Raw genomic sequence first — 21544 nt, 5'->3', positions numbered from 1 at the left:
CCCGTTTACGGTCAGGGCCGCCTCCACCCCACAGCGGAGGGCCGTCATGGCTGCTGACAGCGACCGCATCTGCATCGGTTCCATCGCGGGCGCCTTTGGCGTTGGCGGCGAGGTGCGGCTGAAAAGCTTCTGCGCCGAGCCGACGGCGATTGCCGATTACGGCCCCGTCTTTACCGAAGACGGCAGCCGCAGCTTCAAGATTACCCTGAGCCGCCCTGTTGCAGGCGGACTTGGCGCGCGCCTGTCGGGCGTGAAGACCAAGGAAGAGGCCGATGCCCTGCGCGGTGCCGGGCTTTATGTGGACCGGACGCGGCTGCCCAAGCTGCCCGCCGATGAATTCTACCACGCCGATCTGATCGGGCTTGAGGTGCGCGACACCGGCGGCGCCCTGCTGGGCCTGCTGCACGCGATCCACAACCACGGCGCGGGCGATATCCTTGAGGTGACGGGCAATGGCCGCAAGGTGGCGCTGATGATCCCCTTCACCCGCGCGGCGGTGCCGACGGTCGATCTGGCCGCGCGCCGGATCATCGCCGACCTGCCCGAGGGGCTGGACTAAAGCCGCATCCGCCGTCACCTTGCGCGGCAAAGGCGGGACAAACCATGCGTATCAGGATGTTGATGGCGGCGACGGCGCTGCTTTATCTCGGCCCGCTTCTGGCGGGGCTGGCCGGGTTTGGCTGGCCGATGGTCTATGCCTTTGCCACCATCTTCACCCTGTGGCTGATCACGATGCGGCCCGGCGACTGGCCGCGTGACCTGTCGGCTTGGGCCCGCCCCGAGGTGCCGGTGCGGGCGCTGGGGCAGGTGGTGGTGCAGGTGCTGCTGGTGGCGCTGATGTTCGGCATCGGCCGGGGGATCGGCGGGGTCATGGGCTTTCTGCCGCCCCTGCCGGTGGCGCTGCCGCTGGGTCTGTCGCTGCTGTCGATTCCCGTGGCGCGGCTGGTCTGGAACCCGGTCAAGGCAGCGGAAATGGACGCCTTCCTGACCGGGGCGCTGGCGCAGATCGAGGGGCTGCCGCGAGAGGCGCCGCCGGATGGCGGCATGATCGACCGCTTTCTGGCCGAACTTGACGCGCTGCCCGACGATGCCCCCGCAGCGGTGGCCCGGCTGATGCACCGCGCCATCGAAGAGCTGGACCCCCGCGCCCTGCAAGAGCGGCTTTTCGCCCGCGTCGCCGGAACGCCGCGCCGGGCCGACTGGCAGGCGCTGATCCTGCACGCGACCGAGGGCAGCGCGGTGCATTTCGGCGGCGGCGATTATCCCACCCGCTGCCTGATGCTGTTGCCCGACGACCCCGCCTTGCTGACGCTTTATGCAACCGAACTGGTCCGCAGCCTGTCGGACGACCCCGGGCTTTGGGATGCCTGCCCCAGTCCTGAAACCCTGATGGCGCGGATCGACCGGGTGGCGGACAGCGCGGCCGAAATGCCGCTGCGCGACCTTCTGGCGCTGACCATGGATCTGGCCCCCCGGGAATAGGCCATGCGCATCGTGCTGCACGCGGGGTTTCACAAGACGGGCACCAGCAGCGTGCAGGCCGCCCTCGCAGCCCATCGTGCCGCGCTTGGCCCGCGCTTTCTGGTGCAGACCGCCGCCCTGTCGCGCCCTTTGGCGGCGGCGGGCAGGGCGGCACTTGCCACCTCGGTTGAGCCGTCCGCCCTGCCGGATTTGCGCAACGCATTGGCGCTTTGGCTGGGCGGGTTGCGGTTGCGGTCGCATCAGGGCTTGCTGATCTCATGCGAGGATCTGGTGGGCCACATGCCCGGGCGCCTTGGCCGCATGGATTATGCCGCCGCAAGGTTCCTGCTGCCCGAGGTGGTGCAGGCGCTGCAAAGCCGCTTTCCCGCCGCCGAGGTCGAGGTGCTGTTGACGACGCGGGCCGGGCCGGACTGGCTGCGCTCGATCCACTGGCAATTGTCCAAACATCCCGACATGGTGCTGACCGCCCGCGCCTTTGCCCGCAACCATGCCGCCGCCGCCGATCCCGGCGCGATTCTGCGGGATCTGGTGCCGCTGCTGGCCCCGGCCCGATTGCATGAGGTGCCGCTTGAACTGCTGGCACCGCGCCGTCTTGGCCCGGTCGAGGCGCTGTATGATCTGATCCGCCTGCCCGATGCCCTGCGCAGCACCCTGTCCCCGGTGCCGCCGGTGGGGCGCAACACGCCGGTGGATCTTGCCGATACCTTCGTGCGGCTGAACCGGGCCGGGCTGGACCCCGACGAGCTTGACCGTATCAAGCATGAGATGGTCACGCTGGCCCGGCTGCTGGTCGAGGGCAAGCCGCCGCTTTCCAGCGGGCCGCCGATCGACTAGAACCCGGGCATGACTGACGAACCCGCACCCCAGCCGACGAAATCCCATGGCCGCCTGTCGATCCGCGCCAGCCTGAAACCGCGCGACCTGATGGAAGAGGCGCCCCGCCTGAAAGGCGCGTGGGAGGCACGGGTGATCACCCTTTTCCCCGAGGCGTTTCCGGGCACGCTGGGCCTGTCGCTGACCGGCAAGGCGCTGGATATCGGGCTCTGGCGGTTGCAGACCATCCATCTGCGACAATTCGGCGAAGGCAAGCATCGCAATGTCGATGACACGCCCGCGGGGGGCGGTGCAGGCATGGTGCTGCGCGCCGATGTGCTGGACCGCGCCCTACGCCACGCGGCCGAGGATACGCCCGACCGCGCCCGCTGGCCGGTGGTCTATCTGTCCCCGCGGGGCCGTCCGTTCGATCAGGCGGCGGCGCGGCGGCTGGCCGCCTGCGACGGCATGACCCTGCTCTGCGGCCGGTTCGAGGGGGTGGACCAGCGGCTTTTGGACCATTGGAATATCGAAGAGATTTCGCTGGGCGATTTCGTTCTGACCGGCGGCGAGATTGCGGCGCAGGCCGTGCTGGATGCCACCGTGCGGCTGTTGCCCGGCGTGCTCGGCAATCAGGCGTCAACCGACGAGGAAAGTTTTTCCGAGGGGCTGCTGGAGCATCCGCAATATACGCGGCCGCAGGTCTGGGAAGGGCGCGAGATTCCGGCGGTGCTGACCAGCGGCAACCATGCCGAAATCGCCCGCTGGCGCCGGGCCGAGGCGCTGCGCATCACCGGCGAACGGCGGCCTGACCTGCTGGCGCGCTTGCCGCGCAGCTAGAGGTCGCGGCGCAGCACCAGCCCCATCAGCTCAACCTGCGCGCCCTCCGGTCCGGCGCTGTTGCTGCTCTGCGGCACGCTGACCAAGGTGCCGAACTGTGGTTTGGCAGAGATCGACAGGGTGATCCGCCCTTCGGCATCCGGCAAAAGCGCCGGCACCGCCTTGACCCCGGCCAGAAAGCTGACCGCCAGCTTGGAATAGCGGGTCGTCAGAGGCATGGTCGCCGAAGTCTTGCCGCGCAAGTTCAGGAAACCCCAGGATTCGACCCGGTTCATGGCAAGCCCCGACAGGGCGTTTCCGGCACCGATATCGACCGTCAGGGTATCGCCCTCGCCCAGCACATGGCTGGAAATGGTCATCAGCGAATTGGTGCGCACCAGCGGCTGATCCGTAAGATCGCCGGCAAGGATCGTGCGGAAATCGTGGCCAAGCGTAACCGGCGGCAGCGCGGCGCCGTCAAGGCTTTTCATCTTGGCAATCGCCAGTTTGCCGACAATCCGTCCGATCGCGGGTTTGAGATGGGACTGGTCCTTGAAGAAACCGGCCGGTTTTTGCGGTTTGAACAGGGTGGCGGTGCGCACAAAATCGTAGCCGTCGATGTAGCCGGCCTGAAATTCCGCCGCGACCTGCCGGTGGATCACATCGGCGATGTTGCGCTTTCGGACACCGCCCAGCGTCGGCATGATCATGACCACGGGCTTGCACCCGGCGCTGACGGCCCTTGCACACGCCCAACGCAGGTTGTCGCGGATCTGATCGGCACTCAGCACGCCCTTGATGTATTGCAGCACATCGTTGATCGAGGTTTCGATCACCAGAAAGTCGAATTCGGCCAGATCCTCGTTCGCCAGAAAATACGGCAGGATGATCGAAGAGGACGCCCCCATCCCATGATATTTAAACCGGGTGACAGCGCTGTTGCTTTCAAACTCGGCGCGGTATCCGTCCTTGAAGATCGAGTTGGAGGTTCCAACCAGCATAACCCGCATGTGCGATATTCCTGGCACTTGGCCGGGGCAGGGGCCCCGCCTGTTTTGCGCCATAAAGGCACAGGCAATGGGGCGGCGCAACCTGATCTGGCCGAATTGGGCAGACGGGGGCAGACATGGCCGGGCGACTGTGGCAGGCAATACGGGGCCTGGTGCCGATGCCGTCCCGCCGGGCAAATCCCTTGACCGTCGGCCCTGTCACCCCTATACGCGCCCTGTCCGGGGCCTTGGCCCGCCGGACCCGATTCCCATGGCCTTTGCCCTCATCCGCTTCGCCGGGGGTCAGCCCGGGGTCGGCCCCCAAAAGCAGGCCCCATCTCTGGCGGGCTTACCCTGAAAGGGTAGGGACCCGGTCGAAGACCAAGAGCGCTGGTGCGGCATCATCTTCGGGGCATTACCCCGAGCATCGAAAGGACTTGCGATGAACCTGATCGCACAGATCGAGGCGGAGCAGATCGCCGCCCTCGGCAAGACCATCCCGGATTTCAAGGCCGGTGACACCGTTCGCGTCGGCTACAAAGTGACCGAAGGCACCCGTTCGCGCGTGCAGAACTACGAAGGCGTCGTGATCGGCCGCAAGGGTGGCGCGACCATCTCGGCCTCGTTCACCGTCCGCAAGATCTCGTTCGGCGAAGGTGTCGAGCGCGTGTTCCCGCTCTACTCGACCAACATCGACAGCATCGAAGTGGTGCGTCGCGGCAAGGTCCGTCGCGCCAAGCTCTACTATCTGCGCTCGCGTCGCGGCAAATCGGCCCGGATCGCGGAAGTCACGAACTACAAAGCCAAAGACGAGTAAGGAGCGGACAGATGAAAAGCGGTATTCACCCCGATTATCACACGATCACCGTCAAGATGACGGATGGTTCGACCTACGAGACCCGCTCGACCTGGGGCAAGGAAGGCGACACGCTGGCGCTCGACATCGACCCGCTGGCGCACCCGGCCTGGACCGGCCAGTCGGCCAAGCTGATGGACACCGGCGGCCGCGTGTCGAAGTTCAAGAACAAATATGCCGGTCTGGGCTTCTGAGCCTGACCCATGCAGCGATCAAGGCGCGTCCCCCGGGGCGCGCCTTTTCATTTGCGGGGGGCGGCGAAAGGCGACAGGGTTCGAGGATGATGCCGATTCGCCTTTTGTGCCTTGCCCTCGTGCTGGCCGCAGTGCCCGCCCGGGCAGATATCTTTGACGATCTGTCGGGCCGCTTCGGCGCAACCTTCAATCCCAACACCTGCGCGCGAAACCCCCATCGCGTGAGTTTTGATGCCGCCCGCAGCCGGGCTTTCTTTGTCTGGGACCATCCGATCACCGATTTTCGCGGCGAAGAGCGGCTGGAAGGCAGCTATGAGGTTCTGAGCCATGATGCCGACATGGTCACCATGCGGATCGAAGGGGAAACCCGGCTGACCGAGGATGGTGCCCCGGCGGTCTGGATCATGCGGCGGGTGGCGGCACTGGACGGCTATTGCTGGGGCCGCACCGACTGGCCTGCGGGGCGCTGCGTGAATGTGACGATCCGTTGCGGCGAAGAGGCGCCGACCTCATAGCGCGTCGCGGAACGCTTCCCTTCGCGGCGCCGGCCCCTTATAGCGGAAGTCCGCCGAGATCGGCCGGTTCTGGGGAAGTCGCAGCATGGCGCATATCATCGTTGTCGGAAACGAAAAGGGTGGCTCGGGCAAATCGACCACCTCGATGCATGTGGCCACCGCGCTGGCGCGGCTGGGCCACCGCGTTGGGGCGCTGGACCTTGACCTGCGGCAGAAAAGCTTTGGCCGCTATGTCGAGAACCGCCGCGCCTATCTGGCGCGGCAGGGGCTTGACCTGCCGGTGCCCGATTACCGCGATCTGCCCGACCTTGCCCCGGCCCAGATTCCGGCGGGGGAAAATCCCTATGACGCGCGGCTGTCGGCCGCCGTCGCCGCACTGGAGCCGACCAGCGATTTCATCATCATCGACTGCCCCGGTAGCCATACACGGTTGAGCCAGGTGGCCCACAGCCTTGCCGACACGCTGATCACGCCGCTGAATGACAGTTTCGTTGATTTCGACCTGTTGGCGCGCGTCGATCCCGAGACGGGCAAGGTCAAGGGGCCGTCGATCTATTCCGAGATGGTGTGGAACGCGCGGCAATTGCGGGCGCAGGCCGGGCTGAAGCCGATCGACTGGATCGTGTTGCGCAACCGGCTGGGGGCGCAGGCGATGCACAACAAGAAAAAGGTGGGGGCTGCGCTGGAAGACCTGTCGCGCCGCATCGGCTTTCGCGTGGCGCCCGGCTTTGCCGAGCGGGTGATCTTCCGCGAGCTTTTCCCGCGCGGGCTGACCGTGCTGGACCTGCGCGACACCGGGGTGGATGTGCTGAACCTGTCCAACGTGGCGGCCCGGCAGGAAGTGCGCGACCTGATGAAGGCGCTGAAACTGCCGGGCGTCGAGGTCAGTTTCTGAAAAGCTGATAGGGGCAGCCGCCGTCGCGCCGCCGCTCGCGGATGCCAATGCGGATCAGGCGGCCCTCAAACGGATCGGGGGCCTGCGCCTTGCGGGCGAAAAGGCCGATGCGGGCAAAGAGGGCGCGGACGCGGGTCATGTTGACCTCCCTTGGATGCGGTGTCGGGATCAACCTGACGGTGAAGCGCGGCAGGAACATGACCGTCTTGCGGTCATTTCGCTCCCGTTCCGCGCGATCTGGCAACAATCGGTTTCCACCGGCTTGAGGACCGGCCTTCCCCCGTGCGAGAACGGCAGAGCCGAAGGAGCCGCCCCATGACGAACACGCTTTACGATGCCCTCTTCGCACCGCTTGCCGGGCGCCAGACCGTGCTGCTGAAACTGGCCTCGGGGGGCTCGATTTCCGGTGATGCCTTTTTGCGGATGGTGGCGCGGTTCGGTCATGCGCTGCGCGCAGCAGGGGTGCAGCCGGGCGACCGGGTGGCGGTGCAGGTCGCCAAATCGCCCGAGGCGCTGGCGGTTTACGGCGCCACGGTGGCGGCGGGGGCGGTCTTCCTGCCGCTGAACACCGCCTACACGCCGGAAGAGGTTGGCTATTTCCTTGGCAATGCCACGCCGCGGGTGTTCCTGTGCGATTCGGTCCGGCAGGCGGCGCTGACGCCAGTTGCGGCACAGCATGGTGCGCGGCTTTTGACCCTGGGGGTGACAGGCGGCGGTGAATTGGCTGAATTGGCCGCCGGTCTGCCCGATACGCTGGCCGTCGCGCCGCGCGGGCCAGAGGATCTGGCGGCGATCCTTTACACTTCGGGCACCACGGGGCGCTCGAAAGGGGCGATGCTCAGCCATGACAACCTGCTGTCCAACGCGCGGGTTCTGGCCGATCTCTGGCGCTTTACCGACAGGGATGTGCTGCTGCACGCGCTGCCGATCTTTCACACCCACGGGCTTTTCGTGGCCTCGAACCTCAGCCTGCTGACCGGCGGGTCGATGATTTTCCTGCCGGGGTTTGACACCGATCAGGCGATCGGCCTTCTGCCGCAGGCGACGGCGATGATGGGCGTGCCGACCTTCTACACCCGGCTGCTGGACGATCCCCGGCTGGACCGGGCGCTGACCGGGCATATGCGGCTGTTCATCTCTGGCTCGGCGCCGCTTTTGGCCGAAACGCACCGCGCGTTTGAAGAGCGCACCGGCCTGCGGATTCTGGAACGCTATGGCATGACGGAAACCAACATGAACACTTCCAACCCCTACGACGGGGAGCGGCGGGCGGGCACGGTTGGCCTGCCCCTTCCGGGGGTGGAACTGCGCATCATGGGTGAGGCGGGTGAAGTGGCCCGGGGTGAGGTTGGCGTGATCGAGGTGCGCGGCCCGAATGTGTTCAAGGGCTACTGGCAGATGCCGGAAAAAACCCGCGAGGAACTGCGCGAGGATGGCTGGTTCATCACCGGCGATCTGGGCACGCAGGATGCCGACGGCTATGTCACCATCGTCGGGCGGGCGAAGGATCTGATCATCACCGGCGGTTACAACGTCTATCCCAAAGAGGTCGAGATGCTGCTCGACGAACAGTCCGGCGTGCTGGAAAGCGCGGTGATCGGCCTGCCGCATCCCGATTTCGGCGAGGCGGTCTTTGCCGTGCTGACGGCGCAGAAGGGCGTCACGCTTGATGCAGGCGCCGTGCTGGCGGGGCTGCGCGACCGGCTGGCGCGGTTCAAGCAGCCGAAGGGCGCGCTGGTGGTCGAAAGCCTGCCGCGCAACACCATGGGCAAGGTGCAGAAGAACCTGCTGCGCGCCGAATATGCCGGTTGGTTCAAGGGGTAACCCGGAAAAGTTCAGGCCGCCCCGTGATGGTGCCAGAGAACACCGGGGCGGCCTTGACCGAGCATGACCGGACGGGAAGGTCCGGTGCGGTTGGGGCTGCCCGAAGGTCTTACCATTCCCGTTTCCGCCATTTCACAGAGGGACGTCTGTAGGGCGGAAGATGGCGGAAACGCGACCCGCTGTCAAAATTAATCCTTAATTGATCAGGCTTTGAAACCGGCGCGGGGCGGATGGCGGGGATTGTTCTGCGCTGCGCGAACAATCCCGCAGGTTGTGACGCCGCCCCGCGATTCGCCGGGCCGAAAAATGACAAAAGGCCGGGAAGATCCCGGCCCTTCGGCGCGAATCAGAGGCAGGGTTAGCGCGCGGCGAGGGCGCGGCTTACCGGCTGCGCGATGGCAGGCTTCATCGCTTGCGGGCGGCGGCGGGCGCCCCGGGCCCAAGGCATCGCAACCTGCACCTCGGTCGAGGCGGCGAGGACCGATTTCATCCAGCGGCGTTCTTTTTTCATGGCGGGCTCCTGCGCGTGATCTGTTGGCTTGTTCAACCTTGAGGCCACTATCGCCCGGCTTTGCGGCGGCGTTTTGGCTGCAATTGTGGAATTTTCGCCCAAGTCAGGGGGCGGGGTGCCGCGATTGTGGCGGCGGCTTTCCTGTTCCAACCCGTTGTTATCTATCGGATAAACCAAGTTCAGGAAACAGTGCCGTGCGATTGTTTCCTGAATTGCGGCAAATCCGGGCCGTTTTCTGCCCTAAAGCCGGATCACCGAGATCAGACGGCCATAATCCACTTCACCGGCATGGGTAGTGCGGCGGTAGGAATAGAATCGCTCGGGGTCGCGGTAGGTGCAATGCCGGGTCCATTCGGCATGGCCCACCCCCGCCTGACGCAACCGCCAAAGCCCATAGGCGGGCAGGTCGAACAGCATCCGGTCGCCGTTGCCACCCGCGAAAAACCGGCGCGTCTCGGGGTCGTCGTCGGTGAAGGTCTCATAGAACTCCGGTCCGACCTCATAGGCGGCCTGGCTGATGCAGGGGCCGATCACGGCGGCGATGTTGGCACGCTTGGCCCCCAATGCCTCCATCGCGTCCAGAGTCGCCTCAAGCACACCGTCCTTTGCCCCGCGCCAGCCGGCATGGGCGGCCCCCACCACGCCCGCCGCAGCATCGGCGAACAGCACAGGCTGGCAATCGGCGGTCAGCACCGCCAGCGCCACGCCGGGCGTCGCGGTGACCATGGCATCGGCGCGCGGGCGGATCGGCTGGGCGGCGGTCACCGTCAGCACATCGGGCGAATGCACCTGATGCACCGTCATCATCTGATCCGGGGGGACACCCATCGCCTCGGCCACGCGGGCCCGGTTGATCGCCACGATCTCGGCCAGATCAGAGCTGCCGGTGCCGCAGTTCAGCCCGGCGAAAATGCCGGACGATGCCCCCCCCTTGCGGGTGAAGAAGCCATGCCTGACCGGCAGCGCGTCGGAGGTGATGAATTCCAGCATCAGTCGAATCCCGGCGGCGGCGGTGCGGTGGCGGGCAGAACCGCCAGCGCCTTGAACAACTCTCCCATTTCGGCGGGGTCGGTCAAGCGGCGTGTCGCGGCAAGATGCGCCTCAAGCGCCGCGCCGGTCAGCCCCTGTGCCAGCCGGGTCGCCCGCGCCTCGATCCCCAGCGCGCGCAGAAGGCGGCCTTGGGCGGTATAGCGGTGCGCCAGCCCGTCGGCCCCGGCGGCCAGTGCGGCGAAATCGACATGCGCGGTCAGGTCGGCCAGCCCGGGTTCTGCCAGCGGGTCTGCAAAGGCATGGTGGCGCAGCGCCTGCAGGGTGTCGCCCTTGGACTGCCAGCCGCCATAGTCGAGGATCAGTGCCAGCCCGCCATGATCCCGCAGGCGGCGGGCGATATGGGCCATATGCCGCTGCGCCTCGGGGCAGGTTTCCACCACGGTTCCGGGCGGATCGCCGGGGAAGGCGGCGGTCAGGTCGGGGCGCGACTGTGGCTCGGAGAGGCCAAAGCACAGGGCGCCGTCGCGCAGACCCACCAGACGCTCGCACCAGCCCCGCGCGTCGCGTTGGTATTGGTGGACCGGCAGGGCATCAAAGAATTCATTCGCCAGCAGGAACAGTGGCCGGTCGGGCAGATCGGCGGTGTCATCCAGCCAGAGCGGCGCGTGGGGTGCCAGCGTGGCCGCCTGCACGCCCCGCAGCCGGGGCGAGGCTTCGACCAGCACCACCTGCGCCGCGGCATGAAACCCGGGCACCCCGCGCGTGGCGCGCAGCACATCGGCCATCAGCGTGCCGCGCCCCGGGCCAAGCTCGGCCAGCGTGAAGGGCGCGGGGCGACCAAGGTCCAGCCAGTGTTGGGCAAGGCACAGGCCCAGCAATTCGCCGAACATCTGCGAGATTTCGGGGGCGGTGGTGAAATCGCCCTCGGCCCCGAAAGGCGGTCGGGTGGTGTAATAGCCATGCTGGGGGTGCAGCAGGCATTCGGCCATGTAATCGGCCAGGCTGATCGGTCCGGTTGCGGCGATCCGCGCCCGGAGGATATCGGCAAGCGCCGTCATGCGCGCCGGGCGCGCAGCATGAACCACAGGCCCGCCGCGATCATCGGCAGCGACAGAAGCTGCCCCATGGTCAGGCCCCAGCCCTGCACATGCACGGCAAGGCCAAGCGGATTGCCCAGCGTGACGAATTGCGCATCGGGCTGGCGGACAAATTCGACGAGGAAGCGCGACAGGCCATAGCCGGCAAAGAACAGCCCCGCGACCCGGCCCGGCCAGCGCAGCCAGCCCCAAAGCCAGATGGCTGCGGCCAGCAGCGCGAAGAGCACCACACCTTCAAGCGCCGCCTCATAAAGCTGGCTGGGATGGCGGGCACAAACGGTCAGCATGTCGGGGCAGGTCTGCGCCGCCTCGCCCGGGAAAGCCACTCCCCAGGGCAGGTGCGTCGGGCGGCCCCAAAGCTCGGCATTGATGAAATTGGCGATGCGCCCCAGAAACAGCCCGGCGGGCGTCGCAATGGCCATCAGGTCGGCCATGGTCAGCATCGGGATGCCTTCGCGGCGGCAGAACAGCACCCCCGCCGCGACCACGCCAAGGAACCCGCCGTGGAAAGACATCCCCCCCTCCCACACCCGGAAGATGTGGCTGGGGTTGGCGGCAAAGAAATCCCATTGGTAGAAGAACACATAGCCCAGCCGCCCGCCCAGGATCACCCCGGCGATAACCCATGTCAGCAGCCGCTCGATCTGGTCGGCGGTCACCGGGGGCGTGCCGGACCACAGCCGCGGCGTGGCCAGAATGCGGGTGATCAGCTTCCACCCCACGATCAGGCCCACGATATAGGCCAGCGCATACCAGCGCAGGGTCAGCGTCACCGGCCCCAGCGGGATCGAGAAGATGTTGGGCGAAATCTCGGGGAAGGGGATGTAGGACATGCGCTCCTCGGCCTCAGATGGCGCCTTGTTGGGCGAGGGGCGGGGCGATGTCAACGCCCGGGGGAGGCTGCGCACCGGCCACCCTTGCCCCGGACGGCCCAATCGCTAGAATGTGAGCAGCATTTCAGCCAAGGATAGCCCCATGACCACCTCTGCGCCGGAAACCCAAATCGTCACCCGCTGGAAAGTGGCCTGCGACGGGGGCGAAGGTGCGCTGGGCCATCCGCGCGTCTGGCTGACCATTCCCGAAGATACCGGCTTTGTCGAATGCGGCTATTGCGACAAACGCTATGTGATCGACCGCGACCACGCCCACGACGACCACTAGTGCCATGGGCCGCTGGCTTACCCGGCTGGCGGCGCTGGTGCTGGCGCTGCCGGTCCTCTATCTTCTGGCAGGTTTCGTCGGAGCGCTGATCCCCGGCGGCGGCGAGGGGGCTGAGGGGCCGGCGACGGTGCGGATCGGTTTGCTGCGCGGCCCGATCCACTATGATTTCCTCTTGCCGGTGGATGAACGGACCCGCCCCGCCTTTGCCTTTGCCGAAGCGCAAAAGGGGGTGCCGGTGTCGCATCCGCAGGCGCGCTGGATCGTGCTGGGCTGGGGCAGCGCGGCGTTCTACACCACTGCGGGCAGCTATGCCGACATCACGGCGGGTGCCGTCTGGACTGCGGCCACCGGCGATGATGCCGTGATGCGGGTGGATGTGCTGGCGGCGTTTCCTGCCGGTGCCGAGGGGCCGCGCTGGCTTGACATCACGCCTGCCCAATATGCCCGGCTGCTGACCGGAATCGAAGCCAGCTTTGTCCGGGCGGACGATGGCCAGCCGCAGCCGCTGCCGGTTGCAGGGCTGACGGGCAGCGACGGGTTCTGGCGCGGCACCGGGCATTTCAGCCTGCTGCACCCCTGCAATGACTGGGTGGGCGAACAGTTGCGCGCGGCGGGTCTGCCCTTTGGCCGCTGGACGCCGACGCCGCAGGCGGTGACGCTGGCGCTCTGGTGGCACCTGCCTAACCCCGGCTGAGAAGCCGTCCCGCCAGACCCGCCAGCGCGCCAAGGATCGCCCCCGCCGGCATCCAGAAGAACACCACCCCCATCGCATAGGCCCCTTCGGCCTGCGAAACGCTGATGATCTTCGGCAAGGCCACGCCGATCCCCAGTGCCAGCCCGGCCCCCAGAACAAACCCGCCGGCGATCCACAGAAAGGTCCGCATCCCTTCCCCCTCTCGCGGGTGGCAGCCCGCGCCGCTTCGTGCCAATACTGCATCCTGACACGAAAGGGAGCGCGGGCACATGGCATTCGGCAAGGGGCATCACCTTCACCTGATCGACGGCTCGGCTTTCATCTTTCGCGCCTATCACGCGCTGCCGCCGCTCACGCGCAAGTCTGACGGGCTGCCGGTGGGGGCGGTGGCCGGGTTCTGCAACCTGATCTGGAGCGAGATCACCGCGGGCGCCGCGGGCAAGGCTCATGCCACCCATATCGCCGTGGTGTTCGATGCCGGGTCCAAGACCTTTCGCAACGATCTTTATCCCGAATACAAGGCCAACCGCCCCGAACTGCCCGAAGACCTGCGGCCGCAATTCCCGCTGACCCGCGATGCCACCCGCGCCTTCAACATCGCCTGCATCGAGATGGAGGGGTTCGAGGCTGATGACATCATGGCCACGCTGGCGCTTCAGGCACAGGCGGCGGGGGGGGATTGCACCATCATCTCGTCCGACAAGGATCTGATGCAGCTCGTCGGGCCGGGGATCGGCATGTATGACCCGATGAAGCAAAAGGCGATCGGCCGCGACGAGGTGATCGAGAAATTCGGCGTCGGGCCAGAGCGGGTGGTGGATGTGCAGTCGCTCGCCGGGGATTCGGTGGACAACGTGCCGGGCGCGCCGGGGATCGGGTTGAAGACGGCGGCGCTCCTGATCAACGAATATGGCGATCTGGAAACCCTGCTCGCCCGGGCGGGCGAGATCAAGCAGCCCAAGCGGCGCGAGTCGCTGGTGGATAACGCCGCGAAAATCCGCCTGTCGCAGGAACTGGTCCGGCTGCGCACCGATGTCGAAGTGCCGGTGGCGCTGGACGATCTGTCGGTGCAGCCGCCCGAGCCGCAGACCTTGATCGACTTCCTTGCGCGGATGGAATTCCGCACGCTGGCCGCGCGGGTGGCCACCAAGCTGAAAATCGAGGCGCCCGTGATTGCCGAGGGCAAGGGATATGAGGTGGCCGGCGCGCATGAGGCGCCCGCCGCCGCCGAGCGCCTGCCTTTCGACCCCGCCAGCTATGAAGCGGTCCGCGATCTGGCGGCGCTGCGCGGCTGGGTCGCGGCGGCACAAGAGGCGGGGGTTCTGGCGGTGGATACCGAAACCACCAGCCTTGATGAAATGCGTGCCGAACTGGTGGGCATCTCTCTTTCGGTGGAGGCGGGCAAGGCGTGCTATATTCCCCTTGGCCACAAACAGGGCGGTGGCGACCTTTTCAGCTCAAGCGATCTGGTCGATGGGCAAATTCCGCTGGATGAGGCGCTGGAGGTTCTGAAGCCGGTGCTGGAGGATGGGTCGATCCTGAAGATCGGCCAGAACATGAAATACGACTGGAAGATTTTTGCCCGCCACGGCATCCGCATCACCCCCTTCGACGACACGATGCTGATGAGCTATGCGATGCACGCGGGGCTGCACAATCACGGCATGGATTACCTGTCGGAACATTACCTTGACCACACGCCGATCCCGATCAAATCGCTGCTGGGGTCGGGCAAGACCCAGATCACCTTTGATCGGGTCGGCATTGACGATGCGGTGAAATATGCCGCCGAAGATGCCGATGTCACGCTGCGGCTTTGGCAATTGTTCAAGCCGCAACTGCACAAGGCGCGGGTGACCACGGTTTATGAGACGCTTGAGCGCCCGCTGGTGCCCGTGCTGGCCGATATGGAAATGGCGGGCGTGCAGGTGGACCGTGATACCCTTAGCCGGATGTCCAACGCCTTTGCCCAGAAGATGGCGCAGCTTGAGGATGAGATTCAGACCCTTGCGGGCGAGAAATTCAACGTGGGCTCCCCCAAGCAACTGGGCGAAATCCTGTTCGACAAGATGGCGCTGCCGGGCGGCGAAAAGGGCAAGACCGGGGCCTATGGCACCGGCGCCGACATTCTGGAGGACTTGGCCACCGAACACGAACTGCCCGCCCGCGTGCTGGACTGGCGGCAGTTGGCCAAGCTGAAATCCACCTATACCGATGCCTTGCAGGACCATATCAACCACGAAACGGGGCGGGTGCATACGTCCTACTCCATCGCCGGGGCGAACACCGGGCGCCTTGCCTCAACCGATCCGAACCTGCAAAACATCCCCGTCCGCTCTGAGGAAGGCCGCCGCATCCGCGAGGCGTTCGTGGCGCCCAAAGGGCGGGTGATCGTCAGCCTTGACTACAGCCAGATCGAGTTGCGGATTCTGGCGCATATCGCCGATATCCCGGCCTTGCAGCAGGCGTTCCGCGACAGCCTCGACATCCACGCCATGACGGCGAGCGAGATGTTCAACGTGCCGCTGGAGCAGATGACCTCCGACATCCGCCGCAAGGCCAAGGCGATCAACTTCGGGGTGATCTATGGCATTTCCGGCTTTGGCCTTGCCCGCAACCTGCGGATTCCGCGGGCCGAGGCGCAGGGCTTCATCGACCGTTACTTCGAGCGGTTCCCGGGCATCCGCGAATATATGGACGCCACGATTGCCTTTGCCAAAGAGAATGGCCATGTGCAGACCCTGTTCGGGCGGAAGATCCACACGCCCGAGATCAACGCCAAGGGTCCGGGGGCAGGCTTTGCCAAGCGGGCGGCGATCAACGCGCCGATCCAAGGCACGGCGGCCGATGTGATCCGCCGCGCCATGGTGCGGATGCCCGCCGCCATCGCGGGCATCGACGCGAAGATGCTGCTACAGGTCCACGACGAATTGCTGTTCGAGGTGGCCGAAGAGGCCGTGGAACCGCTGATCAAGGCCGCCCGCGACGTGATGGAAGGGGCGGCTGACCCTGCGGTGAAACTCAAGGTGCCGCTGGTGGTCGATGCGGGGCAGGGCCGGAACTGGGCCGAGGCGCATTGACCGGGGTCACCCCCGGTCGATCCTGAGCTGATAGCAGTTGTTGCGGGCGGACCGCACATGGACATAAGCCACGCGTGGGTCGGTCAGCCGGGTTGCGGCCTCTTCCGCAATCCTGTCGGTCGGCACCACGGCGCCGGTGCCATAGACGATGCGGTCATCCGGCCCGTAACCCCGGACGATATAGTCGGGTGAGGCCAGCATCTCGGGCAGGGTCGCGCCGCCGCCCGGCGCGCAGGTATCGGCACACAGGAAGATCGGCCCCTGTTCGGCATAGGGCTGCGGCGCCGGGAAGGGGCGGTGCGACAGGATCAGCATTCCCGCACCTTTGGGGATCATCGCCAGACAATGGCGGCAGGGGTTGCCGCCGCCGTCGCTGATGTGCCGCTCGGGCAACTGGCCATTGGCATCGGGTCCGCCGGCCTGCAAGGCACGGACGGTTTCGGTCGGGATCGGGGTAAAGCGGATCATCGGAACCTCCTGTTCGGTCTGGTTCCGCTATAGGCCGCGCCGCCACCGCCGCGCGACCCGATCCTTGCTTATTCAGGCGGGGTCGATCAGCCGCCCCATCAGCCGCCCGCCAAGGATATGCAGGTGGTAATGCGGCACCTCCTGCATCCCGTCGCGGCCCGCATTGGTGATGCCGCGATAGCCTGTCTCACCGGCCAGCCCCAGATCGGCGATGACCTTGGCCACGGTGCGGTGAAAATCAACGATCTCTTCCGCCGAAGCTTCGGCGGCGAAATGGTCAAGATTCACATAGGCGCCCTTGGGAATGGCCAGCACATGCACCGGCGCATGGGGGCGGATGTCGTGAAACACCAGCGTATGGGCGGTTTCCACCACGGTCTTGTTCGGGATTTCCCCGCGCAGGATGCGGGCGAAGATGTTCTGCGGGTCGTAGCTATAGGCCATGTCTCAGTCCACATAGAGATAGTCGGTGCCGGCGATCTCGCGCGCCTTGTCGACCGGGATATCAAGGAACTCGGCCAGCGGCACGGTGTTTTCGTCAACCGAGGCGCTTTGCCGGATGCGGTGAAAGCCGGAGAATCCGGCATCGCGGATGCGGTCGCTTTCAAAGCGCACATCATAGCGGATGGTCGGCAGCAGCCGGTCGATGGTTTCCTGCGGCGTGCGTTCGCCTGCCAGACCGACCCGCCGGGCATGGCCCAGCAGGTAGTCATCGGTAAAGTCGCATTCGATTTCCAGAAGGCGGACCTTGGCCTTGTCGTTGTAGAAATCCTGCATCAGATCGACCATGGCCGGATCAATGCAGAAGATCAGCCGGTCGGTCTGCCAGTAGTCATACAGCATCCGCACCAGCGCCCGGCGGTGCCGCGTGCGCTTTTCCAGCGTGGACTGGATGCCGCCCAGATCGGGGATCGGGGTGGACGCCTCGTTGAAGAGGTAATCCACCGCCGGCATGTTGGTGACCTGCCGCACCCGTTCCACCAGACGTTTGGCGACGTGCCATTTCTTGCAGGTCACCATCATCAGCGTCCGCTCGCGGCCAAGGCTCGCCTCGGTTTCCCAGAAGCGCGGGGCAAAGCGGCGGCCGATCCGGCCCCGGCCCGTCAGGAAGGTGAAAAGGCTGCGCCCCTCGTTCGAGATGCCGAAGCGCACCCCCTTGGCGGCATAAAGCTTGCCCAGCCGTTCCTTCAGATCCTTGGCGTCGGGGCTGATCTTGCGGGCAAAGAGATAATCCTGCGACAAGAGCAGGTCATAGTGGTCGTTGTAGAAGGTGACCGGCATCCCGTAATCGGTGAACATCAGAAAGGTCAGGGTGCGGGTGCGGATTTCATGTTCGGGCACCAGATGGCGCACGATGGTCTGAAAAAAGGTCTCGTCGGGAATCCATGTGGTGCGGAAGAACCGCATCACATCCTTGCGCGACTTCACAAAGTCCAGCACCCATTCCACCGTGCGCCGCCGCAGGCACCACCACTGGCTGCCGATCTGCATGGCGATGTCCGAAGGCACCCCCCGCGCCAGCCCCAGCCGCTTCTGCCAGTCCATCGAGGCGTAGAACAACCGCTTGCTGGTGCGTTCGTTGAACCAGTGGCGGTAGATCAGCCGCTCTTCCTTGATGCCCGTCTTGATCCAGTCCGATTTGAAGAAATCGAAGCTTTCGATGTAATCGACCTCTTCGCGGTCAAGGAAGGTATGGGCGAACTCGGCCGATTTGATTGGCATACAGTCGCCCGACAGCATGTAGAAATGCGTGGCCCGGGGAAATTCCTCGACCGCGGCCTCGACAGCCAGAAGGGTGGCCTCGACCAGACTCCAGGCCCCCCAGCCGCATTTGATGCGCTTGCGGGTGAAGGTGACCGAGGGATTTGCGGCCAGACCGGCCCGGATCTTGTCAAACGCCTCTTTCGGGGCGCGGGCATCGAAGTGGATCGCCACGAAATCACCGGCCGCCGTCAGGCGCTGGGCCTGGGCGACGATGCCCTCGGGGTCTTTGTGGCACAGCAGGATGTAGGCTATTTTTGCCATTTCAGCGACAGTATGGGGTCCGACGGGTCATTGTTTCCTTAATTACCTCCAAGGGACATTGAAAAGACAGAGTTTGTTTGCTTTTTTGTCGCCGATTGAATGGTAGCTGCGCCTGTTGCGCATCTGCGCGCGTGGAGGTTGAAGACGATGGGGTTTCCCGGCACCTGGATGACGGAGAGCGAAAGCGTGGTTTACCGCGTGGTGCCGAAATGCGCCTGCTCGACGATCGGCCAGATCATGTATTACTCGGACCATGGGGTGTTCTTCGATGGGGACATTCACGATGCGACGGGCGGTATGCACAAATGGGCGTTGGAGGCCAGCCAGCCGCTGATCGAGCGCAACGTCAAGACCCACAAGTCTTATGCTTTTACCTGCGTGCGCAACCCCTATGCCCGGATTCTTTCGTCCTATTTCGACAAGATTTGCGGCATCCAGCGCAACGGCAAGCGCTATCGCGGCAATCTGGTGCCGCTCCTGATGCAGAAATACGGGGTTGAGACGGGCACGCCCGAGAACGGGTTCGATTTTGACCAGATCAAGAGCTTTCGCCGCTTCCTGTTGTTCGCGCGCGACACCATCCGCTTCCGCAAGCCGATGGAGCCGGACATCCACTGGTCGGCGATGTCGGGGCATATCTCGACCTTCATCGTCAACGGCGGGCGCTATGACAGCATCTTCCACACCGAGAAATTCGATGAAGGGATGCAGAAGGTCGTCAAGCGGATCAAGCCCAAGCACAAGATCGACCTCAAGAAGATCCCTCGTTTCAACGAAAGCGAAGGGCACGGGCCGAAGCGCGCCCATCCGGTCAGCGACTATTTCGATGATCTGTCGCGGCACCTGATCTGGGAAATCTACAAGAAGGATTTCCAGCTTTTCAAATATGACTTCGACGATCCCGACAACAAGATGCCGGTGGGTGAGGTCGACCTGGACGAGGTGCATCGCAAGTTGGGCGATTGAGGGATCGGCGGGATGGGCAAATTGCCCATCCTACGCGGGGTGCCGTCCGGTTGTGCGGGGCCATCACACGCGCTGGCGTAGGATGGGCAATCTGCCCATCCTAACCAACCTTCAACACGATCTTGCCGATATGCCCCGGGCTTTCGATGCGCCAATGCGCCTTGGCGGCCTCGGTCAGGGCAAATTCGCTGTCGATCACCGGACGCAGCGCGCCGCGTGTGATCAGCGGCCAGACATGGGTTTCCACCGCCTGCGCGATGCGGGCCTTGGCCTGATCTGATTGCGGCCGCAGGGTTGATCCGGTCAGGGTCAGGCGGCGGGTCATCATCTCGGCAAAGTTGACCTCGACCTTGGGGCCTTGCAGAAAGGCGATCTGCACCAGCCGCCCGTCATCGGCCAGCGCGCGGATATTGCGCGGCAGATAGGGGCCGCCCACCATGTCAAGGATCAGGTCCGCCCCACCTTCGGCCTTGAGGATCGTGACGAAATCCTCGTCATGGTAGTTGATGCCGCGCTCTGCCCCCAGTTCCTCGCAGAAGCGGGCCTTTTCGTCGCTGCCGGCGGTGGCAAAGACCCGGGCGCCAAGGGCGCGGGCAATCTGGATGGCGGTGGTGCCGATGCCAGATGTGCCGCCATGGACCAAAAACCGCTCTCCGGCCTGCAAGCCGCCGCGCGTCACCATATTGGACCAGACGGTAAAGCAGGTTTCCGGCAGGCAGGCGGCTTCGCGCAGGCTCATCCCGGCGGGGATCGGCAGGGCATGGGCCTCGGCGCAGGCGGCATATTCGGCATAGGCGCCGCCGGGAAACAGGGCGCAGACCTGATCGCCGATCTTCCAGCGGGTCACGCCGGGGCCACGGTCAACCACGGTGCCCGCCCCTTCCAACCCCGGCAGGGGCGAGGCGGAGGGCGGCGGTGCATAGGCCCCGGCGCGTTGCAGCGCATCGGGCCGGTTCACCCCGGCATAGGCCAGCCGCACGATGATCTGGCCATGGCCGGGCACCGGCACCGGCACGGTGACGGGGTGCAGCACATCCGGCTCGCCGGGTTCGCTGATCGCAATGGCGGTCATGCTGTGGGAAAGCGTCATGGTCGATCCTTCGGTCGGGGGGGGGCTTCAGCGGGGCGTTTGGCCGGGCAGGTCACCCGTGCCCTGCGGCGCCTGCAGCCGGTCGAGAAAGGCCAGCGGCCCGTTCAGCAGCGCCTTGCCAAGGGGATTTGCGCGGAACCCCGCCTTGACCTTTTCGATCTGCATCACCGTCTCGATCCGGCGGTCCAGAAAGGCACGGGTGTCGGCATTGCCTTCAGATGTGTCGCCCAGCCAGTAAAGCACAGTCGCCCCGTAAACCGCCGAAAGCGTGGCGCGCTTGCTATACCAGTTCACATCGCGCGAGGTATCGCCCAGCGCGTTCCAGATCGCATCGGCGGTGCCCCAGATCAGACCCGCCCCTTCGGCTGCGTGCTGGGGCAGCGCGAAAAGGGCCGAACCGCGCCGCACCAGTTCTCGTTCGGCGGCTTCAAGCCGGAGCATCACCGCCAGCGCCACCCGGTCGCGGTAGCGCAGGGATGGCAGATCGGCCAGCGCCTCGGCCATGCGGGCATCGCCGCGCCGGTGATAGGCCACGGCAAGGTCGATGCCGCCGCGCGGATAAAGTGCGCGGGCCAGCGCGGGGGCCACATCCGAATCGGTGATCGCGGCGGCCAGCGTGGCCTCGGACCAGCCGTCAAACGGCACATGGGCCAAAGCGGCCTCCAGAACCCGGTCCTTTGCCTGATCTGCGCTGTATTCCTGATCCATTTCGCCTCCGGCCCCAGCCCGCTGTAGACAGCGCGGCGCCCCTTTGATAAGTGGGCCGCGCCTGCACATCTAGTGCAACTCTAACTTAGGAAGGTGGTGACAACCACATGCAGGTCAGCGTCCGCGACAATAACGTCGAGCAAGCCCTCCGGGCCCTCAAGAAAAAGCTCCAGCGCGAAGGCGTGTTCCGCGAAATGAAGCTCAAGCAACATTTCGAGAAACCCTCCGTCAAAAAAGCGCGCGAGCAAGCCGAAGCGGTCCGCCGTGCGCGCAAACTGGCGCGCAAGAAGGCGCAACGCGAAGGCGCTCTCTAAGGCGTTCAAGCGACACTGGGGCAGCGATGCCCGCCCGATCAACCCCCGGCTGG

The 21544-nt window shown here is 65.4% G+C and carries 26 protein-coding genes; 14 read left to right on the top strand and 12 right to left on the bottom strand.

The window, feature by feature from the left end; genetic code table 11:
- Window positions 1-46 precede the first annotated feature (46 nt).
- From rimM to trmD, 4 genes are read left to right on the top strand one after another with little or no spacing between them, the layout of a single operon-like run.
- Window positions 47-559: a ribosome maturation factor RimM gene (rimM, locus tag HS053_RS14845; RefSeq protein ID WP_174212052.1), complete on the top strand. Its 513-nt coding sequence runs from the start codon at window positions 47-49 to the stop codon at window positions 557-559.
- Between the two features lie 44 nt (window positions 560-603).
- Entirely contained in the window at window positions 604-1482 is an 879-nt protein-coding gene (locus HS053_RS14840; protein ID WP_174212051.1) for a hypothetical protein, read from the top strand.
- Between the two features lie 3 nt (window positions 1483-1485).
- Complete coding sequence (locus HS053_RS14835; RefSeq protein WP_174212050.1) at window positions 1486-2316, top strand: hypothetical protein; 831 nt, start codon at window positions 1486-1488, stop codon at window positions 2314-2316.
- A gap of 9 nt (window positions 2317-2325) precedes the next feature.
- The gene (gene trmD / locus HS053_RS14830) at window positions 2326-3135 is read left to right on the top strand and encodes a tRNA (guanosine(37)-N1)-methyltransferase TrmD (protein ID WP_174212049.1); all 810 of its coding nucleotides are present in this window, start codon (window positions 2326-2328) and stop codon (window positions 3133-3135) included.
- On the opposite strand, the gene HS053_RS14825 is transcribed toward trmD, so the two are convergent.
- Complete coding sequence (locus tag HS053_RS14825) at window positions 3132-4124, bottom strand: SGNH/GDSL hydrolase family protein (RefSeq protein WP_174212048.1); 993 nt, start codon at window positions 4122-4124, stop codon at window positions 3132-3134. The two genes, trmD and HS053_RS14825, sit on opposite strands and share 4 nt — an antisense overlap.
- Before the next feature lie 421 nt (window positions 4125-4545).
- Here HS053_RS14825 and rplS point away from each other — a divergent pair, with 421 nt between their 5' ends.
- The 4 genes from rplS (at window position 4546) to HS053_RS14805 (ending at window position 6563) form a co-directional block, all read left to right on the top strand.
- Window positions 4546-4920 (top strand): 50S ribosomal protein L19, encoded by a 375-nt coding sequence (gene rplS / locus HS053_RS14820; RefSeq protein ID WP_174212047.1) that lies wholly within the window; start codon window positions 4546-4548, stop codon window positions 4918-4920.
- 11 nt (window positions 4921-4931) lie between these two features.
- Complete coding sequence (gene rpmE, locus HS053_RS14815; protein ID WP_174212046.1) at window positions 4932-5153, top strand: 50S ribosomal protein L31; 222 nt, start codon at window positions 4932-4934, stop codon at window positions 5151-5153.
- An 86-nt stretch (window positions 5154-5239) separates the two neighbouring features.
- Window positions 5240-5668 carry a hypothetical protein gene (locus tag HS053_RS14810; protein WP_174212045.1) on the top strand — a complete coding sequence of 143 codons (429 nt, stop codon included), beginning with the start codon at window positions 5240-5242 and terminating at the stop codon, window positions 5666-5668.
- 85 nt (window positions 5669-5753) lie between these two features.
- Entirely contained in the window at window positions 5754-6563 is an 810-nt protein-coding gene (locus tag HS053_RS14805) for a division plane positioning ATPase MipZ (RefSeq protein ID WP_174212044.1), read from the top strand.
- Here HS053_RS14805 and HS053_RS14800 read toward each other — a convergent pair.
- Window positions 6553-6702: a hypothetical protein gene (locus tag HS053_RS14800; RefSeq protein ID WP_174212043.1), complete on the bottom strand. Its 150-nt coding sequence runs from the start codon at window positions 6700-6702 to the stop codon at window positions 6553-6555. The genes HS053_RS14805 and HS053_RS14800 overlap by 11 nt on opposite strands.
- 176 nt (window positions 6703-6878) lie before the next feature.
- On the opposite strand from HS053_RS14800, the gene HS053_RS14795 reads away from it, so the two are divergent.
- On the top strand, window positions 6879-8387 hold the full coding sequence (locus HS053_RS14795; protein ID WP_174212042.1) for a malonate--CoA ligase: 1509 nt from the start codon (window positions 6879-6881) through the stop codon (window positions 8385-8387).
- Window positions 8388-8745: 358 nt separating this feature from the next.
- On the opposite strand, the gene HS053_RS14790 is transcribed toward HS053_RS14795, so the two are convergent.
- The 4 genes from HS053_RS14790 to lgt all read right to left on the bottom strand — a co-directional run bounded on the left by HS053_RS14790 (window position 8746) and on the right by lgt (window position 11818).
- Entirely contained in the window at window positions 8746-8898 is a 153-nt protein-coding gene (locus HS053_RS14790; RefSeq protein WP_174212041.1) for a hypothetical protein, read from the bottom strand.
- Between the two features lie 240 nt (window positions 8899-9138).
- The gene (gene pgeF / locus HS053_RS14785; RefSeq protein ID WP_174212040.1) at window positions 9139-9888 is read right to left on the bottom strand and encodes a peptidoglycan editing factor PgeF; all 750 of its coding nucleotides are present in this window, start codon (window positions 9886-9888) and stop codon (window positions 9139-9141) included.
- Window positions 9888-10946 (bottom strand): class I SAM-dependent methyltransferase, encoded by a 1059-nt coding sequence (locus HS053_RS14780; protein ID WP_174212039.1) that lies wholly within the window; start codon window positions 10944-10946, stop codon window positions 9888-9890. The genes pgeF and HS053_RS14780 overlap by 1 nt, the downstream gene beginning before the upstream one ends.
- Window positions 10943-11818 carry a prolipoprotein diacylglyceryl transferase gene (gene lgt, locus HS053_RS14775; RefSeq protein WP_174212038.1) on the bottom strand — a complete coding sequence of 292 codons (876 nt, stop codon included), beginning with the start codon at window positions 11816-11818 and terminating at the stop codon, window positions 10943-10945. The genes HS053_RS14780 and lgt overlap by 4 nt, the downstream gene beginning before the upstream one ends.
- Before the next feature lie 142 nt (window positions 11819-11960).
- Here lgt and HS053_RS14770 point away from each other — a divergent pair, with 142 nt between their 5' ends.
- Together HS053_RS14770 and HS053_RS14765 are read left to right on the top strand one after the other, a co-directional pair.
- Window positions 11961-12146: a zinc-finger domain-containing protein gene (locus HS053_RS14770; protein WP_174212037.1), complete on the top strand. Its 186-nt coding sequence runs from the start codon at window positions 11961-11963 to the stop codon at window positions 12144-12146.
- A 4-nt stretch (window positions 12147-12150) separates the two neighbouring features.
- Window positions 12151-12840, top strand: a complete 690-nt coding sequence (locus tag HS053_RS14765) for a TIGR02117 family protein (protein WP_174212036.1) — start codon at window positions 12151-12153, stop codon at window positions 12838-12840.
- On the opposite strand, the gene HS053_RS14760 is transcribed toward HS053_RS14765, so the two are convergent.
- On the bottom strand, window positions 12827-13030 hold the full coding sequence (locus tag HS053_RS14760) for a hypothetical protein (RefSeq protein ID WP_174212035.1): 204 nt from the start codon (window positions 13028-13030) through the stop codon (window positions 12827-12829). The genes HS053_RS14765 and HS053_RS14760 overlap by 14 nt on opposite strands.
- A gap of 79 nt (window positions 13031-13109) precedes the next feature.
- Between HS053_RS14760 and polA the strand changes: the two genes are divergently transcribed.
- Window positions 13110-15920, top strand: a complete 2811-nt coding sequence (gene polA, locus HS053_RS14755; RefSeq protein WP_174212034.1) for a DNA polymerase I — start codon at window positions 13110-13112, stop codon at window positions 15918-15920.
- Between the two features lie 6 nt (window positions 15921-15926).
- Here the strand turns inward: polA and HS053_RS14750 are convergent, their stop codons facing one another.
- The 3 genes from HS053_RS14750 to HS053_RS14740 all read right to left on the bottom strand — a co-directional run bounded on the left by HS053_RS14750 (window position 15927) and on the right by HS053_RS14740 (window position 18413).
- Window positions 15927-16388, bottom strand: coding sequence for a DUF1203 domain-containing protein (locus HS053_RS14750; RefSeq protein ID WP_174212033.1), 462 nt, complete (start codon window positions 16386-16388; stop codon window positions 15927-15929).
- Between the two features lie 72 nt (window positions 16389-16460).
- A complete protein-coding gene (locus HS053_RS14745; protein ID WP_174212032.1) occupies window positions 16461-16832 on the bottom strand; it encodes an HIT domain-containing protein in 372 nt (123 codons plus the stop codon).
- A gap of 3 nt (window positions 16833-16835) precedes the next feature.
- A complete protein-coding gene (locus HS053_RS14740; RefSeq protein WP_174212031.1) occupies window positions 16836-18413 on the bottom strand; it encodes a DUF5928 domain-containing protein in 1578 nt (525 codons plus the stop codon).
- Between the two features lie 147 nt (window positions 18414-18560).
- Here HS053_RS14740 and HS053_RS14735 point away from each other — a divergent pair, with 147 nt between their 5' ends.
- Window positions 18561-19379, top strand: a complete 819-nt coding sequence (locus HS053_RS14735) for a sulfotransferase family protein (RefSeq protein ID WP_174212204.1) — start codon at window positions 18561-18563, stop codon at window positions 19377-19379.
- A 100-nt stretch (window positions 19380-19479) separates the two neighbouring features.
- Here the strand turns inward: HS053_RS14735 and HS053_RS14730 are convergent, their stop codons facing one another.
- Together HS053_RS14730 and HS053_RS14725 are read right to left on the bottom strand one after the other, a co-directional pair.
- On the bottom strand, window positions 19480-20469 hold the full coding sequence (locus HS053_RS14730; RefSeq protein ID WP_174212030.1) for an NAD(P)H-quinone oxidoreductase: 990 nt from the start codon (window positions 20467-20469) through the stop codon (window positions 19480-19482).
- A gap of 27 nt (window positions 20470-20496) precedes the next feature.
- Window positions 20497-21177: a COQ9 family protein gene (locus HS053_RS14725; RefSeq protein WP_174212029.1), complete on the bottom strand. Its 681-nt coding sequence runs from the start codon at window positions 21175-21177 to the stop codon at window positions 20497-20499.
- Window positions 21178-21284: 107 nt separating this feature from the next.
- Here HS053_RS14725 and rpsU point away from each other — a divergent pair, with 107 nt between their 5' ends.
- Window positions 21285-21491 carry a 30S ribosomal protein S21 gene (gene rpsU / locus HS053_RS14720; RefSeq protein ID WP_023666753.1) on the top strand — a complete coding sequence of 69 codons (207 nt, stop codon included), beginning with the start codon at window positions 21285-21287 and terminating at the stop codon, window positions 21489-21491.
- Window positions 21492-21544: the final 53 nt, after the last annotated feature.

The organism is Tabrizicola fusiformis, assembly GCF_013328815.1.
Taxonomy (GTDB): Bacteria; Pseudomonadota; Alphaproteobacteria; order Rhodobacterales; family Rhodobacteraceae; genus Fuscibacter.
The sequence above is the reverse complement of the archived record's forward strand: the minus strand, read 5'-3'. Positions and strand labels throughout refer to the sequence as shown.

Coding starts and splice junctions, on each gene's coding strand:
- rpmE (WP_174212046.1), top strand. CDS start 4,932: ATGAAAAGCGGTATTCACCCCGATTATCACACGATCACCGTCAAGATG.
- HS053_RS14750 (WP_174212033.1), bottom strand. CDS start 16,388: ATGATCCGCTTTACCCCGATCCCGACCGAAACCGTCCGTGCCTTGCAG.
- HS053_RS14765 (WP_174212036.1), top strand. CDS start 12,151: ATGGGCCGCTGGCTTACCCGGCTGGCGGCGCTGGTGCTGGCGCTGCCG.
- rimM (WP_174212052.1), top strand. CDS start 47: ATGGCTGCTGACAGCGACCGCATCTGCATCGGTTCCATCGCGGGCGCC.
- HS053_RS14780 (WP_174212039.1), bottom strand. CDS start 10,946: ATGACGGCGCTTGCCGATATCCTCCGGGCGCGGATCGCCGCAACCGGA.
- HS053_RS14790 (WP_174212041.1), bottom strand. CDS start 8,898: ATGAAAAAAGAACGCCGCTGGATGAAATCGGTCCTCGCCGCCTCGACC.
- pgeF (WP_174212040.1), bottom strand. CDS start 9,888: ATGCTGGAATTCATCACCTCCGACGCGCTGCCGGTCAGGCATGGCTTC.
- polA (WP_174212034.1), top strand. CDS start 13,110: ATGGCATTCGGCAAGGGGCATCACCTTCACCTGATCGACGGCTCGGCT.
- rpsU (WP_023666753.1), top strand. CDS start 21,285: ATGCAGGTCAGCGTCCGCGACAATAACGTCGAGCAAGCCCTCCGGGCC.
- HS053_RS14805 (WP_174212044.1), top strand. CDS start 5,754: ATGGCGCATATCATCGTTGTCGGAAACGAAAAGGGTGGCTCGGGCAAA.
- HS053_RS14740 (WP_174212031.1), bottom strand. CDS start 18,413: ATGGCAAAAATAGCCTACATCCTGCTGTGCCACAAAGACCCCGAGGGC.
- HS053_RS14730 (WP_174212030.1), bottom strand. CDS start 20,469: ATGACGCTTTCCCACAGCATGACCGCCATTGCGATCAGCGAACCCGGC.
- trmD (WP_174212049.1), top strand. CDS start 2,326: ATGACTGACGAACCCGCACCCCAGCCGACGAAATCCCATGGCCGCCTG.
- lgt (WP_174212038.1), bottom strand. CDS start 11,818: ATGTCCTACATCCCCTTCCCCGAGATTTCGCCCAACATCTTCTCGATC.
- HS053_RS14745 (WP_174212032.1), bottom strand. CDS start 16,832: ATGGCCTATAGCTACGACCCGCAGAACATCTTCGCCCGCATCCTGCGC.
- HS053_RS14795 (WP_174212042.1), top strand. CDS start 6,879: ATGACGAACACGCTTTACGATGCCCTCTTCGCACCGCTTGCCGGGCGC.
- HS053_RS14760 (WP_174212035.1), bottom strand. CDS start 13,030: ATGCGGACCTTTCTGTGGATCGCCGGCGGGTTTGTTCTGGGGGCCGGG.
- HS053_RS14725 (WP_174212029.1), bottom strand. CDS start 21,177: ATGGATCAGGAATACAGCGCAGATCAGGCAAAGGACCGGGTTCTGGAG.
- HS053_RS14825 (WP_174212048.1), bottom strand. CDS start 4,124: ATGCGGGTTATGCTGGTTGGAACCTCCAACTCGATCTTCAAGGACGGA.
- HS053_RS14840 (WP_174212051.1), top strand. CDS start 604: ATGCGTATCAGGATGTTGATGGCGGCGACGGCGCTGCTTTATCTCGGC.
- rplS (WP_174212047.1), top strand. CDS start 4,546: ATGAACCTGATCGCACAGATCGAGGCGGAGCAGATCGCCGCCCTCGGC.
- HS053_RS14800 (WP_174212043.1), bottom strand. CDS start 6,702: ATGACCCGCGTCCGCGCCCTCTTTGCCCGCATCGGCCTTTTCGCCCGC.
- HS053_RS14835 (WP_174212050.1), top strand. CDS start 1,486: ATGCGCATCGTGCTGCACGCGGGGTTTCACAAGACGGGCACCAGCAGC.
- HS053_RS14770 (WP_174212037.1), top strand. CDS start 11,961: ATGACCACCTCTGCGCCGGAAACCCAAATCGTCACCCGCTGGAAAGTG.
- HS053_RS14810 (WP_174212045.1), top strand. CDS start 5,240: ATGATGCCGATTCGCCTTTTGTGCCTTGCCCTCGTGCTGGCCGCAGTG.
- HS053_RS14735 (WP_174212204.1), top strand. CDS start 18,561: ATGGGGTTTCCCGGCACCTGGATGACGGAGAGCGAAAGCGTGGTTTAC.